This window comes from Marinigracilibium pacificum (assembly GCF_012926615.1).
Classification (GTDB): domain Bacteria; phylum Bacteroidota; class Bacteroidia; order Cytophagales; family Cyclobacteriaceae; genus Mangrovivirga; species Mangrovivirga pacifica.
The window spans coordinates 89,920-107,855 of the sequence record NZ_JABBNU010000009.1 but is presented as its reverse complement, the minus strand read 5'-3'; the positions used below and the strand labels follow the sequence as shown (position 1 = coordinate 107,855).

General features: G+C 36.0%; 15 protein-coding genes and 1 tRNA gene. 7 read left to right on the top strand and 9 right to left on the bottom strand.

Features of this window, described 5'->3' with window-relative positions:
- Positions 1 to 4: 4 nt before the first annotated feature.
- The 5 genes from HH304_RS14760 to HH304_RS14740 all read right to left on the bottom strand — a co-directional run bounded on the left by HH304_RS14760 (position 5) and on the right by HH304_RS14740 (position 5,485).
- On the bottom strand, positions 5 to 421 hold the full coding sequence (locus tag HH304_RS14760) for a hypothetical protein (RefSeq protein ID WP_169682997.1): 417 nt from the start codon (positions 419 to 421) through the stop codon (positions 5 to 7).
- Between the two features lie 643 nt (positions 422 to 1,064).
- Positions 1,065 to 3,800, bottom strand: a complete 2,736-nt coding sequence (locus HH304_RS21405; RefSeq protein WP_169682995.1) for a PKD domain-containing protein — start codon at positions 3,798 to 3,800, stop codon at positions 1,065 to 1,067.
- 36 nt (positions 3,801 to 3,836) lie between these two features.
- Positions 3,837 to 4,235 carry a hypothetical protein gene (locus HH304_RS14750; RefSeq protein ID WP_169682993.1) on the bottom strand — a complete coding sequence of 133 codons (399 nt, stop codon included), beginning with the start codon at positions 4,233 to 4,235 and terminating at the stop codon, positions 3,837 to 3,839.
- A 7-nt stretch (positions 4,236 to 4,242) separates the two neighbouring features.
- The gene (locus tag HH304_RS14745) at positions 4,243 to 4,614 is read right to left on the bottom strand and encodes a hypothetical protein (RefSeq protein WP_169682991.1); all 372 of its coding nucleotides are present in this window, start codon (positions 4,612 to 4,614) and stop codon (positions 4,243 to 4,245) included.
- Between the two features lie 217 nt (positions 4,615 to 4,831).
- Positions 4,832 to 5,485, bottom strand: a complete 654-nt coding sequence (locus HH304_RS14740) for a response regulator transcription factor (RefSeq protein ID WP_169682989.1) — start codon at positions 5,483 to 5,485, stop codon at positions 4,832 to 4,834.
- A 149-nt stretch (positions 5,486 to 5,634) separates the two neighbouring features.
- On the opposite strand from HH304_RS14740, the gene HH304_RS14735 reads away from it, so the two are divergent.
- Together HH304_RS14735 and HH304_RS14730 are read left to right on the top strand one after the other, a co-directional pair.
- Positions 5,635 to 7,077 (top strand): lipase family protein, encoded by a 1,443-nt coding sequence (locus HH304_RS14735; protein ID WP_169682987.1) that lies wholly within the window; start codon positions 5,635 to 5,637, stop codon positions 7,075 to 7,077.
- Between the two features lie 73 nt (positions 7,078 to 7,150).
- Positions 7,151 to 7,612 carry a DUF3127 domain-containing protein gene (locus HH304_RS14730; RefSeq protein WP_271711634.1) on the top strand — a complete coding sequence of 154 codons (462 nt, stop codon included), beginning with the start codon at positions 7,151 to 7,153 and terminating at the stop codon, positions 7,610 to 7,612.
- Positions 7,613 to 7,649: 37 nt separating this feature from the next.
- Here the strand turns inward: HH304_RS14730 and HH304_RS14725 are convergent, their stop codons facing one another.
- A complete protein-coding gene (locus HH304_RS14725; protein ID WP_169682985.1) occupies positions 7,650 to 8,111 on the bottom strand; it encodes a hypothetical protein in 462 nt (153 codons plus the stop codon).
- Positions 8,112 to 8,301: 190 nt separating this feature from the next.
- On the opposite strand from HH304_RS14725, the gene HH304_RS14720 reads away from it, so the two are divergent.
- The 4 genes from HH304_RS14720 to HH304_RS14705 all read left to right on the top strand — a co-directional run bounded on the left by HH304_RS14720 (position 8,302) and on the right by HH304_RS14705 (position 12,271).
- Positions 8,302 to 8,376, top strand: a tRNA-Val gene (locus tag HH304_RS14720).
- A 27-nt stretch (positions 8,377 to 8,403) separates the two neighbouring features.
- The gene (locus HH304_RS14715) at positions 8,404 to 9,624 is read left to right on the top strand and encodes a BaiN/RdsA family NAD(P)/FAD-dependent oxidoreductase (RefSeq protein WP_169682983.1); all 1,221 of its coding nucleotides are present in this window, start codon (positions 8,404 to 8,406) and stop codon (positions 9,622 to 9,624) included.
- A gap of 38 nt (positions 9,625 to 9,662) precedes the next feature.
- Complete coding sequence (locus tag HH304_RS14710; protein ID WP_169682981.1) at positions 9,663 to 10,418, top strand: DUF6503 family protein; 756 nt, start codon at positions 9,663 to 9,665, stop codon at positions 10,416 to 10,418.
- A 152-nt stretch (positions 10,419 to 10,570) separates the two neighbouring features.
- Positions 10,571 to 12,271: a TolB family protein gene (locus HH304_RS14705; protein ID WP_169682979.1), complete on the top strand. Its 1,701-nt coding sequence runs from the start codon at positions 10,571 to 10,573 to the stop codon at positions 12,269 to 12,271.
- A 110-nt stretch (positions 12,272 to 12,381) separates the two neighbouring features.
- Here the strand turns inward: HH304_RS14705 and HH304_RS14700 are convergent, their stop codons facing one another.
- From HH304_RS14700 to HH304_RS14690, 3 genes are all read right to left on the bottom strand, one after another.
- Entirely contained in the window at positions 12,382 to 13,515 is a 1,134-nt protein-coding gene (locus tag HH304_RS14700; RefSeq protein ID WP_169682977.1) for a DUF4407 domain-containing protein, read from the bottom strand.
- Between the two features lie 255 nt (positions 13,516 to 13,770).
- The gene (rimM, locus tag HH304_RS14695; RefSeq protein WP_169682975.1) at positions 13,771 to 14,298 is read right to left on the bottom strand and encodes a ribosome maturation factor RimM; all 528 of its coding nucleotides are present in this window, start codon (positions 14,296 to 14,298) and stop codon (positions 13,771 to 13,773) included.
- A gap of 12 nt (positions 14,299 to 14,310) precedes the next feature.
- Positions 14,311 to 14,871: a 30S ribosomal protein S16 gene (locus HH304_RS14690; protein WP_169682973.1), complete on the bottom strand. Its 561-nt coding sequence runs from the start codon at positions 14,869 to 14,871 to the stop codon at positions 14,311 to 14,313.
- A gap of 320 nt (positions 14,872 to 15,191) precedes the next feature.
- Between HH304_RS14690 and HH304_RS14685 the strand changes: the two genes are divergently transcribed.
- Positions 15,192 to 17,936 (top strand): 2-oxoglutarate dehydrogenase E1 component, encoded by a 2,745-nt coding sequence (locus HH304_RS14685; RefSeq protein ID WP_169682971.1) that lies wholly within the window; start codon positions 15,192 to 15,194, stop codon positions 17,934 to 17,936.

Here is a 17,936-nt window from a genome sequence, read left to right as displayed (position 1 = left end):
GACTCTATAAGGTTTCGGTTAAAATATTAAGCAGGGTCACAGAACTACTACCACTAAAGGGTATAGGTCCGGTTGGTGAAATGTGAGGTAACCTGCTGCAGTCGTAAATAGTTTCATTTGAGTCATCGAAGCTAAATATGAAATATCCTTGATGATTATTTATTCCATCTGTTGTTTCTATTGTTAGAGCCACCATTCTTATTTCAGGATATTTGCGCTCGACTTTTAATGCAAGTGATTCTGTATAAATAGTATCTAATATAATTTCATCTCCACAGGAGAGAGGGGCATAATAAACACTGACTGAATCATTGTCTTCAAGTATTTGCCAGTTGATTGTTTCCTGGGCATTGACTAATTGTGTTGAAATGACTGATAATAAAATTATTGTCAGGCAATAACTTTTTATAAGATTTGACATGATGAGGTTTGTTAAGGGGTTTAATGAAGTATGAGAATAGTTGTACACTCCTCAAACATGATCATTTGAGGAAATGCTGATAACCAATTCCAAATAACTATATTGCTTGATATCAGGAATTGATAGAATTAGACTTACATGAAGCTATATTAGTTTTTATTGAAGTTGATATATAAGCTTAATATAGTCTTTGCTTTATACAATGTGCTTGAAAGATACTACCCCCTTATGGGCTGTAATTTTTTGCTCACCTGTCTTTAATATTCTAAGCTGTATGTTTCGAGGATTTTAAATTAGGGATACAGAAGATTCTTAATAGACAGTCCCCTTTTTTTTGTTTGATATAATTGAAGAATTTCGGGTTAAAATTCCTTCTTTATAAGGTTTTTATATCTATACAAAATTATGAATTTTTTAATAAAAAAGGAAATTAAAATTAGTGAAATACCAATGCTGTTCTGATTAAATATTGTTTAATTTTAATGATTAGTGTTAATTATTATAATGGGAGAACTGTAATGAATGAAATAGTACTTATTAAATAAATAAATAGCTGTAAAACCATGATTTTTTGGTGAATCGTCTTATAAAAAAACAGAGCGCCTTTTCAAGCGCACTGTCCATTATTGAAACTGATTATAGTTTATTCTTTTATGAATTTAAAATATTCAAATTCATCTCCGTTTTTCAGGGTTAATAGATATATGCCCTTTTTCAAATCATCAACTCTTAGTTGAATCATTTTTGAGGAAGAATTTGAGTATTCTTTAAAACCAACTGATCTTCCGTTGATCTCATAGATTTCTACTTCTAATGGTTGATCTCCATTTGCAAATCTATCAGTCAATTCGATATTCATAATAGAAGTGACTGGGTTTGGATAGAAGCTAACTTTTTCAAACGAAGAGTTTTCTATTTCAAATTCAGCAGTTTGGTTGCCTCCATTGTTTTTTCCATCATGAATTGTAATAGATCCACCTCCAAGATATGTGGAAGCATCAGCATTTTCATCTTCACCTGGCTGATTATCATATATCACATTATCAAATGTATCCCAGATTTGCATTCTAAAGCGGTCTCCATCGGCTTTTGTGGTTCCGTCAATTGCTGAGAGCATAAATTTGTAGTTTCCTGCTCCGTTAATTGTTCCAGAGCCTTTATACATTGCTTTTTGTCCTGCTATTACCAGCCATTCATATTCAGTACTATGGAAATTCATGTTTCCGGCAGTAAACCTGAACTGCGTATTTCCGGTTGGTGTTGTTGCTCCTTTTTTGTATTTGGCAACAAACCCAAAGTTAGCCTTTCCTTCAGCTAAAGGATCAGGAGTGTAATAGCCTGGATGTGACCAGATATATCCTCCGCCGGTTACAAAGCCTCCATATGGATCATAAATAACTACATACTGGAATACTTCAGTGTCTTGAAACCCGCAGATATCAGTAATTGTTAGTGATACTTCGTATACTCCCGGAATTGAATATGTGTGATCGCCTGCTATATCACTTCCGGTAATTGCACCAGCAGAAGTACTTCCATCACCCCAGTTGAATTCTGCACTAAATATATTTGTATCAGTGAACGTAGCCGAAGCAAAAATCTGGGTATTTATCTGCTGTGGTGAAAGTGGTAAAGATAAGGTGTTAATCTCAGGAACATCATTAATCACTTTTACAGTGGCAATTGCCGATGCAGAATTACCGTTGATATCTGTAACAGTCAAGTTTACTGCGTTATCGCCCAAATTACTACAATCAAAAGTTGTTACATCCAGACTGTAAGATAAGATTCCACAAGCGTCTGAAGAACCGTTGTCTACATCAGCCGGAGTAATTGAGGCATTTCCTACAGCATCCAGAATAACGATGATGTCCTGTGTCAAAACAGTTGGTGGCACATTGTCTTCTACCTTAACAGTAGCAGGAGCTGAAGCCGAATTACCATTGTTATCGGTTACAGTCAGGTTTACTGTATTATCTCCTACATTAGCACAAGTAAATGCATCGACATCCAGACTGTAAGAGATGATACCACAAGCATCTGAAGAACCATCATCAACATCAGCTGGAGTAATTGATGCATTACCGGTGGCATCAAGTTGAACGGTGATGTTTTTGGTCATTACAACCGGTGGTACGTTGTCTTCTACCTTAACAGTAGCAGGAGCAGAAGCCCAATTACCATTGTTGTCAGTAAAAGTCAGGTTTACTGTATTGTCACCAATATCATCACAAGTAAATGCATCGATGTCCAGACTATATGAAAGGATACCACAAGCATCTGAAGATTTATCATTTACATCTGCAGGTGTAATTGTGGCATTACCTGTAGCATCAAGTTGTATTATGATATCTTTTGTGATTACTGTAGGTGGAGTAATATCTTCAACGGTTACAATAGCTACTGCTGAAGATGATTTCCCACTTTTATCAGTAACAACTAATGTTACATCATTAGCACCTACATTATTGCAAGTGAAAATACTCTTGTCAATTGTGATATTATCAATTTCACAATCATCAAAACTTCCATTATCAATTTGGGAGGCAGTAATTTCTGCAATTCCCAATTCATTTAATTGAATGGTTATATTATTGACTAAAGCTGTTGGAGGGTCTGTATCTCCGACATTAACACTAATGTTATCAGTGCTACTGCAGCCATTTGAATTTGTTACTGTAACTGAGTAATTTCCTGGAGTAACTGTTATTGTTTTTGTGATTTCACCAGTATTCCATAAATAGGTTACTCCTGTATCATCTTCCAATTCTGCGGTAAGATTTACGGTTTCAGTGCATATTGTAATATCATCACCTAATTCAACTTCGGGTTTTTCATATACAACAACAGTAGTAGTTGCAGTTACAAAACATCCGCCCCCGGTTTCATTGGTTAAGATAGCCGTATATTCACCAGCCATTTCAGGTGTTACATTTTCGATTATAGGGCTTGCCTCATTTGAAGTAAATCCATTTGGTCCGGTCCAACTTATCCCTGTTTGTTCAGATATTAAAAAGTCTATTTGATTTAGAAGCATTTTATACTGATTTCCACTTGGGTTTGACCCATTTCTTAAAGCATGAAAATCTTGGTCCGGACCCTGAACGATTAGTCTTCCTCCCCCGGTAGGATGGATTCCTGCTATTGCCAAAGTAATTGGGTTAGATGGAGGTCCCAAAATATAAGGTTCCATCCATGATGGCCAGGAATTGACACCCAAATGGTGATTGACAAAATGACCAACAACTCCATTTGCTACTAAAATAGGAAATGCTGGTGGGCTTACTAATTGATAAGATGCACCGAAGGAATTGTCAGTTTGATACCCAACTACACCTGGGCTTAATTTTGATATGTTCCTGTTATCTTCCCAAAACACACTTCCTCCTAATGCGAGATAATTATTTATTAGTGTCTAGTTTACATTTAAATTTGTGTTCGAGTTCCATGTGAATAACAATATGTCATATCTGGCATGCAATGCACTGGCACCTCCTGCCGCAATTGAATTAAAAGTAGCTTCGGATATACGTTGTATTTCTTCTGGTCTGTCTCCTGTTGCAAATACTTTGTTAAATTCTCGATTACCAAAGTTTCCTCCTATACCAGCCATTCTAACATAGTTAGATGATACCCCTCCAATTTCGCCTTCGGCAAATATTTGAATTTGTTCACCTTCACAAACTGGCCCGGAATTTCCAATATCTGTTATTATTGGATCAATACATTGAGCAAATGATAATGAGATGCTTACTATTGATAATAGAAAAGTTAATAGAAAAGCCTTTATAGGTATTGTGTAAATGTTTTTCATCATTATACTAGTTTGAAAGTTGACTTAACATTAACCATTGACTCTTAATATCATAGTAGATTTCCAAGTCACTATTACTTAGCGCTTCTTGATCAACAGAGGCTAAATATTCCTCTATTTTGCCTTTATAGCTCGAATACTCTTCCGGAAAATTTGTTATCCAGGCTTGTAATCTGTTGATGTTGTTATCAGATTGGTATTGACGCTCTACGCCATAAAATGAATTGCCGGTTCCTTCAAATCTTAATAATTGAGGAAGATGGGGAGCTACTACCGCTATTGGGTGCTCTGAATCCTGATCATTAATTGTTTGAGCTTTCGAAGAAAAACTCAGACAAAATAAGATCGGGAGTACTAGAAAAAGGTGTGGTTTTTTCATAGTTATTATGTTTAAATTGGTTATCGATTGGTTACATATTGATTATAAAGCTATTGCCCTAATCAAATGATAGTCATCTGAATTTTGTATTCTAAATGATTTAATAGGTGCTTGATTTATAGCTTATTAAAATGTTACTCCAATAAAGAATTCTACTTTACTTGGTTTATATATTACTATAGGAAGGAGGGCTGTCAATACTACTTTAAGCGTTTTTTTACACTATACCTTTGCGGATACATGTTGCAACAAGCTGTAAAGAGTTTTTTGTTTGTGATTTCTGTAAAATGTTACGCTTGTGAGTCTTGACGGTTAGTGGTGATATAAAAAGTTCCTCAGCAATTTCATTTGTATTATAACCCTTTGTCATCAGTTTGATGATTTCTATTTCTTTAGAGGTAAAATTAAAGTGATTGTTTTCCGAGTTATTGTTTTGAGAATTAATATCAATATTGGAAATGGCCTTTTTGATTGAATGTTTCTGATTGCTTTCTGAAATTTCTGTTCGGTGTAAGATTAATTTTAGGCAATCATCATCTTGATCTATAAAGTAACTAATACGATGAAGTAGGGGTTTCTCTTTTCCCTCATTGGTATTGATTCTGGGTTTGAACTGAACAAAAAACTCAACTTCAGCGGATGTTTCTTTTTGCATCTTGAATATTTCTTTTGCTGCGGAACATTTTTTTAAAAGATTGAGCCTTTCATTTTCAGGGTATAATTCTAAAACACAGTTGAATGTCTCTATATTTTCCTTTTTGATTCCAATTACTTTTTCTATGTCAGGGTGAACAAACTCAATTATGTTAGATTCTTCTGATGCAATCAGGTAATAACAGTTTTCAGGCATTAGTATTTCATGTATTAGCATAACCTGGGTTAAATAAGTAATTCATTGTTAAGTTATGCTGGTTGGTTGGGGTTGCGTAATATGGTTTTTTTTATAAAAAATAAAACAAAATCATTAAAAACTGTCTGCAAATATCTCTGATCAAGGATTAATATGGTTATTTTTAAGGGATGAAAAAGCTGTTTACTTTAGTATTTATATTTCAACAATTTATTGGTTTAACTCAGGCAATACAGCCTGGATTTGAAAAGTCTGAATACATTGATTTATTATTGATTTCAATTCAGTCTACCAAAAGAGCAGACTATAAAGAAAAGTATCCTCAACCTGATAATTATAATATGATATATCAATCAGGTGAAATGGGGCTTGATAATAGCTGGGACCTATGGGTTAATGAAAAACAACAAGCTGTTATTAGTATTCGAGGGACAACCGATAAAATGGAAAGTTGGCTTGAAAACTTCTATTCTGCAATGGTTCCGGCTCAAGGAACACTTACATTACCCGGAGTTGATAATAAATTCAATTATAAGCTTGCAGAAGACCCAGATGCTGCTGTACATGTAGGGTGGTTAGTTGGCTTAGGGTATTTGTCACAAGAAATAATACCCAAAATCGATTCTCTTAATAAATCCGGATTTAATGATTTTCTTATCATGGGTCATAGCCAGGGGGGAGCCATAGCCTATTTATTAACCTCATATCTTCATTATTTACAGCTGGATGGAGGAATAAATGAGTCTGCCAGGTTCAAAACATACTGTAGTGCAGCCCCTAAACCTGGCAATATGTATTATGCTTATGATTTTGAGAGAATTACCCAGGGTGGTTATGCTTTTCAAGTGATAAATCCTCTTGATTGGGTTCCTGAGGTTCCGATTTCAATACAAAGACTTGATGACTTTAATCCTACTAATCCCTTCAAAGGGGCTAAAAGTATGATTAAAAATCAAAAATTCCCTGACAGATTGGTCCTTAGGCATGCTTATAATAAATTAAGCAAACCCAATTTAAAAGCGCAGAAAAACTATGAGAAGGTTTTAGGTAAAATGACTCATAAAATGGTTGAGAAAAATTTGCCGGGTCTTGAAGTTCCTGATTATTTATCAACAAATAACTATATGAGGGCAGGGGTTGTAGTCCAGCTAGAGCCTGATAAAACATATCTAGATAGCTTCCCAGAAGTTTCTGATGATGTTTTTCAGCATCACTTTCATGAATCATACCTGACACTTGCAAAAAAGCTGCCGGATGAATTGTATAAAGGAGGTTCGGCTTTCCCTAATGGCAAATGGATTGTACAGGATTATTCATTTACTACAAATAATGATACTATACCTGAGCTTCCAACTCCCTATCTAATCTTTAACAAAGGTGAACGAAAGTTAAATGGAAACACAGGATGCAATAATTTTAGTGCTTCATTTTTAATTGACGGGAACCGTATTAAGTTTTTAATGGATGGCCCAATGACTATGATGGCCTGTCCGGGTAATCAAGAGGAAATGTTTATTAATGCACTTAAATCCGCTGATACCTTTAGTTATGATAAAAATGAATTAAAGTTATATGCCTTCGGAAAAGAATTATTAACAATGCGTGAAGAATAAGATTTAACTTCAAATCAGTAGCCGTTTAGAAAACCAAAATTTATAGTGGAATATCTTCTGTTAATTCGTAATCTTGAAGATAATTTTTAACAAAATTGGATTATTAGATTTCAAGCTGATAATTCAGAAGCATTATTATTTTATCATTATGGCAAACCTTGAATTCAACGCTAAATTAGTACAAAAGCTTCCAATACAGGAGGGGCAAGGTAAAAACGGACCTTGGAAAAAACAGGATATCATTGTAGAAACAATAGAGGATAAATTCCCTAAGAAGATATGTGTTTCTATTTGGGGAGATAAGATCGATGATTCATTGCTTAATATTGGAGCAATGTTGAATATAGCATTTAATGTTGAAAGCAGAGAGTTCAATGGAAGGTGGTATACTGATATTAAAGCTTGGAAAGTTCAACCAATGAACGCAGGGCAGCCATCAGGAGGAAATGCATCAATGCCACCTGATTATCCACAAGCTCCAATGCCAACAGAGGAGCCGCCATTTGATTCACCGGAAGATGATTTACCTTTTTAATTAAAGATATATGAGGGGCAGTGAAAACTGCTCCTTTTTAATTTGAAGGAATTAAAGGTAAGTCATCATATAATGCAGATTTTACTATAGTATTAATTGCATCTTCTGCTTGAAAAAAGCGACCTGCAATTTCAGCACCCAATGATTTTTTGATTTTCTTATAATATTTCGTCCTTAAAGCCAGGTCACTTTTTTGAATGTTTATCATTTCATTGACCATCTTATCGACCTTTTCAGCATTCAAAGTAGAGTAATTGTCAGCATATTCATTTAATAGCGATATTCTTTTTTTACTGAGATCTTTTCTTTCAATTTCATAGGCATCATATAATTCCCAAAATGTAATTGCTTGACCTTCTGATAACGCCATAAAGTCAGCCATTGCAGCCTTCTTTTCAAGCTTAAACATGTCCATAATTATTTCAGCTTCTGTCTGCGCGAATAAATTGACCTGAAATACTAGCATCAATAATATTCCTGATAACAATAACTTTCTCATGATATCTTTCAATTTGTTGTGATTTGAGCATATTTAATTTACTCAATAATTGGAAGATATAAGATACTATGCTTATAAAATTGTTGTTTGATAATTAGGTAGATATGTTGAGTTTGAGGTTAAGAGTTTTATTATTTTTTTGATATTTACTACCATTTCTATCAAAAAACTTTATTTTTGCCACACTTTTGGGACCTTAGCTCAGTTGGTTTAGAGCGCTGCCTTGACAGGGCAGAGGTCGTGGGTTCGAATCCCTCAGGTCCCACTTTTCACTTCTAAATTCATCCGGCTCATGTCATTTTATGATGTAATAATAGTTGGTGGAGGAGCTTCAGGCTTTTTCTGTGCTGCGAATTTACTTTCAGGTAATAAGAATCTAAATGTTTTAATACTTGAGAAGTCTCCTAAAGTATTAAGTAAGGTCAGAGTCTCGGGTGGAGGCCGATGTAATGTAACTCATGCGGTAAGTTCTATTGATGAGCTCGTTAATTCATACCCTCGTGGAGGCAAAAAGTTGCGAAAGCTATTTAATGAGTTTAGTACAGACGATACTATAAAATGGTTTTCCAAACGTGGAGTTAAGCTTAAGACTGAAGTTGATGGCAGAATGTTTCCTGTTACAGACTCTTCTGAAACAATTATTGATTGCTTGTTATTTCAGGCAAAGAATGCTGTGGTCAAGACAAAAGAAAGGGTTATTAGGCTTCAATCTGCCAATAATGGATGGGAAGTAACAACCGAAAAGGCTACCTATCAATCATCAGTTGTTTATTTTGCTCCCGGAGGCTTTCCTAAAAATGAGCAATATGATTTTCTTTCCAATCTGGAATTAAAAGTCGTCCCTCCTGTTCCCTCATTATTTACATTTAATGTCCCAAAGTCATCATTTAAAGATTTGATGGGGATTTCTGTAGATTTAGGGTCAGTAAAACTTGCAGGCACTAAGCTTGAAGCATCTGGACCGGTCTTAGTTACGCACTGGGGGTTTAGTGGCCCGGCAGCCTTGAAGCTTTCATCAATTGGAGCAAGAGAAATATATCAGAAAGGATATTCGGGAGACCTGTTGATTAACTGGACTTCATATATTTCCGAAGCAGAATTTTCAAAGGCATTTAGTGAAAGTCTGGAAGAACAAAGAAAAAAACTATCTAAAAACTTCAGGTTTGGTAATATTCCATCGCGACTTCTTGAAAGGCTAATGGAATTATCCGATGTTGATCCGGAAAAGCCAATTGGGGAGTGGTCAAAGAAAATAAGGAATCGTCTTTTTGAGAATATTTTTAGGTGTAAGGTTACATTTTCTGGTAAAACGACATTTAAAGATGAGTTCGTTACTGCGGGAGGAATTGCTTTAAATGAAGTAAATCTTGATAAAATGGAGTCAAAGAAACACGAAGGATTATTTTTTGGTGGAGAGATACTTGATGTTGACGCGGTAACAGGTGGGTTTAACTTTCAATTTGCCTGGGCTTCTGCGTATGTAGCATCTAAGGCAATTTTGTCAAAACTCTAATGAATAAGAGACGTTTTAAAAGTAAAATATATTTTTAAATGAACAAGATTTTTAGTGTTGCAGTTTTAGTCTGGATTTTTAGTGCATGTACCGGACATAAAAATCAAACTGAAGAATTAAATAAAGCTTCAAACATTATTAATGAGACTATTAAGGCTCATGGAATGGATAAACTTGAAAATGGAAAGTTGTCATTCATTTTTCGTAATGGACATTATACCATGGAAAATAATAGTGGGATTTTTCGTTATGAGAGGCTTATTTCAAAGAATGATTCTGTATATCAGGACATCATTACTAATGATGGCTTTGTAAGAAAATTTCAAGGCGACACTCTTAAATTAACTTCCACAGAAGAAGCTAAATATAAAAATGGTCTGAATGCAGTAATATACTTTGCAAGTCTGCCAAAGTCACTATCAGATGCTGCTGTAAAAGCAGATTATCTTGGAGATATGAACCTTAAAGGGAATGATTACTATAAGATAAGGGTGACTTTTAATGAAAACGGTGGTGGAAAAGATTATGACGATGTCTTCGTTTATTGGGTAAATAAAGATACTGATCTTGTAGATTACCTGGCTTACGAATACCATACTGATGGAGGGGGAATGCGTTTTAGAGAAGCATTTAATAAAAGAGAAGTGAACGGAGTCGTTGTTCAGGATTATAAAAATTACAAGCCACTTGTTGATGGAATAATGGTACAGGATATGGATGAATTATTCCTTAATGGTGATATTGAATTAGTGAGTGAGATCAAATCAGAAGAGCCGGAGGTTATTCTTTATTAAACTATAATTTATTACCCCGGTATTTTTTATCAGGCCGGATTATTTATATATCTTTAAAAAAATATAGTGAAATACTAAAATTTGGTATGGTTTTTATCGTATTAGTATAATAACGATTAAAAACAGGGAGTTCAATAGGGGTAATATTCCAAATGAGATTATTTAAGTTAGCCATTTTATTTTTTATACCATTGGTTGTTCAGGCACAGCAAGTACCGCAAAGGCCTGTGTCAAGAAATATCAATATTCCTAATAATAAACATATCGCACCTGCTCTAAGAGGTGATGGGAGTGCTATGATATATACTTCAAGTTACTCACCTTCGCTTAAGTTGGAGTTGATGTATTCAGAAAAGACATCATCAGGATGGAGTAAGGCAGAGCCTATTGAAGTGATTAATGCTACTCAGAATTTAAACTTTATTGGGGGCTATTCTCTGGCGTTTGATGGTGAGTCTGTATTCTTTACTTCTTCTCGTGGGTCTGGCTTTGGTGGATATGATATGTACGAAGTGGATAAGCAAGGAGGTTACTGGATGAAGCCTCGCAACTTGGGAAAGCCAATAAATAGCGAGCTTAACGAAGGAAGTCCTTCCATTTCTCCTGATGGAAGAACAATATACTTTATGCGTTGTGAAGAAATGGATAATGTCTCCGGAAGTGGATGTAAGCTTATGATGGCACAACGTCGTGGTGGAACCTATTGGCACGATCCGACTCCAATGCCTGATCATATAAATGTGGGTAACTCGATGAATCCACGAATACTTTCAGATAACCAGACCTTGATATTTAGTTCAGACAGACCAGGTGGTAAAGGAGGTATGGATCTTTACCTGACTCGTTATGAGGACGGTGTGTGGACAGACCCTGTCAATATTGATGCAATTAATACTGCAGGTGATGATTTATATGCAGATGTTCCCGGGAAAGGTGATGTCATATATTTTAATAAAATTGTAGACGGATTGCCTCAAATATGGATGGCAAAATTACCCAGAGAGTATCAACCTTCTTCTGTAGTGTTTGTTGATGGAAGAGTTGTTGATGGAGTTACCGGGAGTCCGATGGAAGCATTTGTTCAGGTATATAGAGCTAGTGATAGAAAGCTTATTACCAATGACCGATCAGGTCCGACTTCAGGCTTATTCGAATTGTTTGTGACGGGTGGAGAAACTTATGATTTTTCAGTTTCATCATTTGATCCTTCTTATATGATATTTGCCAGGCCATTGGTTCTTGATACGCTTACATATAGTCTTCGCGAAAGAAAGGCAATTACCTTAGAACCTATTGTGCCCGGAAAGGAATACTGGCTTTATGGTTTAGGCTTTAAAAATGAATCTGATTCTTTAAATGAACTGGCCTTTTTTGACCTTGAAAGGGTAATAAAGACACTAAAAGGAAATAGAAACTGGAAGGCTAACTTGAGTGTTTATTTAAAAAATTATAAAAAAGATAGTGTTAAATCTTCGCCAGATTTAACACAGGAAATGTATGATACAACCATGGTGTCCAGATTGGCAATTGTAATGGATAGTTTGGATATCACAGGTCCTGAAGAGTTGTCAAAATATCTGTATGATAGTGTTTCTTCTGATACCTCACGAATTTATTTTGAGGTTGAAAAGATGATCGATAATATGGAGGTTGTAACCTTCTATACTAATGACAGAAGAGAAAATCAGGCACAGATGATCAGAGATTACTTAATTAAACGTGGTGTGCCCCAACAAATCTGGAATGTTGAAGTTTCTCCACTCGATGAGGAAGGTAATCAGCAACCAGAATATCCGACAGACTACAATAAGGATGTTTGGATTAGAATCAGGTTTGACGAAATTCAACAATAAACTAGTAAGTATTGTATAAAAAATATGCGGCTAACATTATCAAATGTTAGCCGCTTTTTTATAATGAAGAATTGGTTGTTGGTTTATATTATTATCTGACCAATTCAACCTCAGGTCAATGCACTACTAAATCTGATATTTATGTTTTCTATTACTTCTTTTTCTTCATTCCTGATCAAATGCTCCCAAGGCCCAGTAGGCATTAATAACTTCATGGTTAGCGGTGCTGTTTCGATCACCAGAAATAAAAGTATGATGAAGTAGTGAACGATTTTCTGTTCAGGATAACGTTTTAGCACTGCTTCCAGAGCCTGGAATTTTAATATAAGTCCTGATTGGAAGTTGCTAAGGTATTCATTTAACTCTTCAGTCTTTTGTGCTTGTAAAAGCGCCCTGTAATTATTTAATGAATCTTTTAAGGCTTCATGCTCTGTACGATAGGCTTCCAGTTCAGTCTGGGCTTCATCTGCTTGCTGTTTTTTGATCCTGTAAATTGGACCTGCAGAGACTTTCCCACTTCCTCCTGTGCCATCAGCTTCTTTTCTGGCTTCTTCACGTAGACTGTTTCTTAAAGTTTCAAGTCGTTTAAGTTCTGTGTCACCAGAGACTAAAAGGCTGTCAATTCTTGCAGTTGGTTTTGCATAGGCAGAATCAATGTCAGCTGTTCGTTCCTTAATTACCATTCTCTTTAAAACTGCAGATTCAGTTTCTATTTCAGCACTAAATAATTTCAATTCTAAAGGTTTTGCTACAGTTATTGCGATTACTGCAGCCAATGCTAATCGGGGAGCTGCCTGTCTCCATAAATATTTACCTGTATAACGATACAAGCCCATTAGCAATAGTCTGTCTATAGTTAGGATGAATAACCCCCAGATAATGCCGATGGCTATTGCTGGATAAACCTTGTTAAAAACAAAATGAAGAGCATATGAGCCTGAAAGCACAGCAAATACAGCTGTTAGCAGGACTAACAATCCTGAAGCAGAAAACCTCAAACGTTCCATTCGAAAAGGTTCAATAGCATCCGGGGGAATACCGGCGCACCAAATCAGAAACTTTTCAATACCTTTTACAGGTTTAGGTTGCTTATCTTCAACCTCTTGATGGTTCAATTCTTCCTGCTCAGAAGAGTTGTCATTATTTTCTACTTCTTCCTGATCTATGGTGTCTTCATGCTCCTGATTTAAATCGTCATCCTGATTTTCCAGGCTATCTTGTGAATTAAATTTGTCATCTGTCATAATAAAAATAACTTTCCGGAAAGAAATTTATTGTGTGCACAATATATGCCAGAGTATTTAAGTGGTTGTAAATCAGGGGTAAATGAATTTCTTGGGCAAAAAAAATGTACAAAGTTGAACAGGTCGTTCCAACCTTTGATACACATTGTGTGTCTATTAAGTACAGGCCCGTTAAACCTAAACCTAAACCTACTTTTTAAACTTATAAATGAAGAAAGTTGATTGGTGGGTCCGATAATTTTGGATGGGGATACTTTAAGATTCTAAATAGATATCCAAGAGTCCATCCGGAAGATCGACTTTCAAAATTTTCTCATCCCGGTCTAGACCTTTGAGAATGACATCGTTAATCGGAATAAGTATTTCGGTACCTTTAAAATCCATAGCGATCAGGTCTTGTCCGGGATGATTTATTATATGGTCTACTAATCCTAGTTCGCCATGTGTTTCATCCACAACTTTGTACCCTACCACTTCATGGTAATAAAATTGATCTCCGGTAAGTTTTGGTAATGCTTCTAATGGTAAAAATAAAGCTGCTCCTTTGAGTTGTTCTGCCTCTTCAAGAGTTTCTACATCTTCAAATGCGATAATTCCTTTTTTACCTTTGATAACAAGTGATTCAATAAAAAATGGAACCAGTTGTCCGCCTTTCTCGACGAACACTGATTCCATTTCTGAATATTCTTCAGGATTATCAGAGTCAATGAAAATTTGTAATTCTCCTTTGACTCCATGGAGTCTGGTTATGTAACCCAATTGAAAACAAGAGTTAATATCCATGCTCCTTGAATATTAATCTTCTTTTTCTTCCTGATTTTCTTCTGCTGCTGGAGCTTCCTCTGCAGAATTTTCTGCCTCAGCTGCTTCTTCATCAGCTTGTTCAGCTTCCTCTTCCACAACTTGCTTAGCAGCAATAGCTTCAGCACGTGCAGCACTTACTTTAGCTTCAGCTTCAAGTCTAGCTTTAGCTTCAGCTTCTTTCTTAGCTGTGATGCTGTCAGTTTTCTTAGTGATGCTAGATTCTTTTTCGCTCAACCAAGCTTCAAATTTCTTGTCAGCCTCTTCTTGAGTGATAGCACCTTTGTTAACTCCTACTTGAAGGTGCTTTTTAAATAAAAGACCTCTGTAAGAAAGCATAGCACGTACCGTATCCGTTGGCTGTGCACCTTTTAACAACCAATCCAACGCTTTTTCGTTGTCGATATCGATTGTTGCAGGGTTAGTAGTCGGGTTGTACGTACCGATTTTCTCGATAAATTTACCGTCACGCGGCGCTCTCGAGTCAGCGATTACTACGCTGTAAAATGGACGCTTCTTACGTCCACCTCTTTGCAATCTGATTTTTACTGCCATAATTTTTACGTTTTTGAAGGATCACGTCCTTCGATCCGTTTTTTAAATTGGAACGCAAAAGTACGCTTTTTTAATTAATACTGGAAGCTTGTTGCCTAAAAATAAATGCTATTTCCACTGGAAATTAGAATTTTAACTCATGCCTCGCTCAAAAACCTTAAATTAAGTATTTTCACGGTGACAATTCATTATGATCATAACAGGCACGGATTGATAATTTCTCTTGATTATCAATTGAATTTGTGTAACCGCATAGGCGGTTTTTAAATATCTTCTATATGTGATACCTTTGTCACGAACCGAGTATTCAAAAACAGAACATGGATAACTACTCATATTTAAGTAATGCTCATTCGTCGTATATCGACGAAATGTATGCTGACTACAAAAAAAATCCTGAAAGCGTAGACAAAACCTGGCAACGATTTTTTGAAGGTTTTGAATTTGCTCAGGAGCAGTATGGAGAAAACGGACAAGCAGCAGCAGCTCCTTCTTCAAAGGGCGGCTTGCTTGACGATAAGGAAATCAGGGTTAGAGCCTTGATTCATGCTTACAGATCTAGAGGTCACTTGCGTTCTACAACTAACCCGGTGAGAGAAAGAAGAGATAGAAAGGCTATTTTAGATCTTCCTGATTTTGATCTTTCAGAAGCTGATCTGGAAACGGAATTTAATGCTGGTGAAGAAATAGGAATCGGAAGAGCTAAGTTAAAGGATATCATTGCTGCTCTAAAAAATATTTATACTGGCAATGTTGGATTTGAGTATCTATATATTAGAGAACCTGAAGTATTAGACTGGTTCAAAAAGAAAAGTGAGAAAGATGCATTAAGCTTCGATCCTACAACTGAAGATAAAAAGCGAATCTTGAGAAAGTTAAATCAAGCGGTTGTATTTGAAAACTTTTTGCACACAAAATATTTAGGTCAAAAAAGATTTTCCCTTGAAGGAGGAGAAACAACTATTCCGGCGCTGGATTCAATAATTCATTATTCTGCTGATCTGGGTGTTGAGGAAGTTGTGATTGGTATGGCTCACCGTGGTCGTTTGAATGTTCTTGCAAACATCATGGGTAAAACTTATGAGCATATATTTAATGAATTCGAAGGTCAGGCTGAACCTGATTTAACAATGGGTGATGGTGATGTGAAATACCACATGGGATATTCATCACAAATAGAAACTGAAAATGGCAAAACTGTCAATGTTAAGCTTTCGCCAAACCCATCTCACCTTGAAGCTGTTGATCCTGTGGTTGAAGGTTTTGCTCGTGCAAAACTGGATGGTGAATATGATAGAAACAGAGATAAAGTTCTTCCTATTCTTATTCATGGTGATGCCGCTATCGCTGGTCAGGGTATTGTTTATGAAGTAACTCAAATGTCTTTACTTGATGGTTATCATACGGGTGGAACAATCCACTTTGTAATTAACAATCAGGTTGGATTTACTACTGACTTTGATGATGCCCGTTCGTCAATTTATTGTACCGACGTGGCTAAAGTTGTGGATGCTCCTGTACTTCACGTTAATGGTGATGATCCTGAAGCAGTAGTTTTCTGTGTGAAACTAGCAGTGGAATACAGACAGCGTTGGCACAAAGATATTTTTATTGACATGGTATGCTACCGTCGTCATGGACACAATGAAAGTGATGAGCCGAAATTTACGCAGCCTTCTCTATACAACATTATAAGTAAACATGCTAACCCAAGAGAAGTTTACAATAAAGAATTAGTAGAGCGTGGTGAAGTTGATGCCAAGCTTGCTAAACAAATGGACAAAGAGTTCAGAAGTCTTCTTCAGGATAGATTAAATATGGTAAAGGAAGAATCATTACCATATCTATATCAACAGATGGAGAAAGAATGGCAAGAACTACGTAGAAGTACTCCTGAGGATTTTGAAAAATCTCCGGAAACTGGAATCAGTGAGGAAAGTATCAAAAAGATTGGTGAAGCACTGACATTTACTCCTGAAGGGTTTAAACCTTTAAAGCAGATTGAAAAAGCATTGAAAGTCCGAAAAGAAGAATTCTTCAAGTCTAAGACTTTTAGCTGGGCAAGTGCTGAATTGATGGCTTACGGTTCAATATTGTTAGAAAACAAAACCGTAAGGCTTACTGGTCAGGATGTTCAGAGGGGAACTTTCTCTCACAGACATGCTATTATCCGTGATTCAAACACAGGACAAGGGTTCAATAGTTTAGGTCATATTTCTAAAGATCAGGCACCATTCGAAATTTATAACTCTTTACTTTCTGAGTATGCAGTTTTAGGTTTTGAGTTTGGTTATGCAATGGCTAATCCAAGTGCATTAACGATCTGGGAAGCACAGTTTGGTGATTTTGCCAACGGTGCTCAAACGATGATTGATCAGTTTATTGCTCCTTCTGAAACAAAATGGCAAAGAATGACTGGTCTTGTTCTTCTTCTTCCTCACGGATATGAAGGTCAGGGACCAGAGCACTCAAATGCACGTCCGGAAAGATTTCTACAGTTATGTGCCGAATACAACATGCAAGTTGTAAACATTACTGAAGCGAGTAACTTCTTCCATGTATTGAGAAGACAGCTGGCAAGACCTTTCAGAAAGCCATTGATCGTAATGTCTCCAAAATCATTATTAAGAAACCCTAGAGTTTCTTCTCCGATTGAAGAGTTTACTTCCGGAGGCTTTAGAGAAGTGATTGATGATCCGACTATCGATCCGAAAAAGGTTAGAAAGGTAGTTCTTTGTTCTGGTAAATTGTATTATGATCTGATTGATGCACGTAACGAGAAGAAATCTAATGATGTAGCATTAATTAGAGTAGAGCAGCTTTATCCATTCCCTGAAAATCAGGTTGCCGAGTTATTAAAGAAAAAATATAAGAAAGCAACTGAATTTGCATGGGCGCAAGAAGAACCTGCAAACATGGGTTACTATAGTTTCTTGTTGATGAATTGGGACAAGGCTAAAGATTTTACATTGATCTCAAGAAAGCCAAGTGCATCTCCTGCTACAGGATATCCTAAAGTTCATCAGGAAGAGCAAAATAGAATTATCGAAGCTGTTTTTAAATAA

Excerpts from the sequence above, each read along its gene's own strand:
- HH304_RS14685 (WP_169682971.1), top strand. The coding sequence starts at position 15,192 with ATGGATAACTACTCATATTTAAGTAATGCTCATTCGTCGTATATCGAC.
- HH304_RS14705 (WP_169682979.1), top strand. The coding sequence starts at position 10,571 with ATGAGATTATTTAAGTTAGCCATTTTATTTTTTATACCATTGGTTGTT.
- HH304_RS14700 (WP_169682977.1), bottom strand. The coding sequence starts at position 13,515 with ATGACAGATGACAAATTTAATTCACAAGATAGCCTGGAAAATCAGGAT.
- HH304_RS14710 (WP_169682981.1), top strand. The coding sequence starts at position 9,663 with ATGAACAAGATTTTTAGTGTTGCAGTTTTAGTCTGGATTTTTAGTGCA.
- HH304_RS14725 (WP_169682985.1), bottom strand. The coding sequence starts at position 8,111 with ATGAGAAAGTTATTGTTATCAGGAATATTATTGATGCTAGTATTTCAG.
- HH304_RS14740 (WP_169682989.1), bottom strand. The coding sequence starts at position 5,485 with ATGCTAATACATGAAATACTAATGCCTGAAAACTGTTATTACCTGATT.
- HH304_RS14715 (WP_169682983.1), top strand. The coding sequence starts at position 8,404 with ATGTCATTTTATGATGTAATAATAGTTGGTGGAGGAGCTTCAGGCTTT.
- HH304_RS14750 (WP_169682993.1), bottom strand. The coding sequence starts at position 4,235 with ATGAAAAACATTTACACAATACCTATAAAGGCTTTTCTATTAACTTTT.
- HH304_RS14735 (WP_169682987.1), top strand. The coding sequence starts at position 5,635 with ATGAAAAAGCTGTTTACTTTAGTATTTATATTTCAACAATTTATTGGT.
- HH304_RS14745 (WP_169682991.1), bottom strand. The coding sequence starts at position 4,614 with ATGAAAAAACCACACCTTTTTCTAGTACTCCCGATCTTATTTTGTCTG.
- HH304_RS14760 (WP_169682997.1), bottom strand. The coding sequence starts at position 421 with ATGTCAAATCTTATAAAAAGTTATTGCCTGACAATAATTTTATTATCA.
- HH304_RS14690 (WP_169682973.1), bottom strand. The coding sequence starts at position 14,871 with ATGGCAGTAAAAATCAGATTGCAAAGAGGTGGACGTAAGAAGCGTCCA.
- rimM (WP_169682975.1), bottom strand. The coding sequence starts at position 14,298 with ATGGATATTAACTCTTGTTTTCAATTGGGTTACATAACCAGACTCCAT.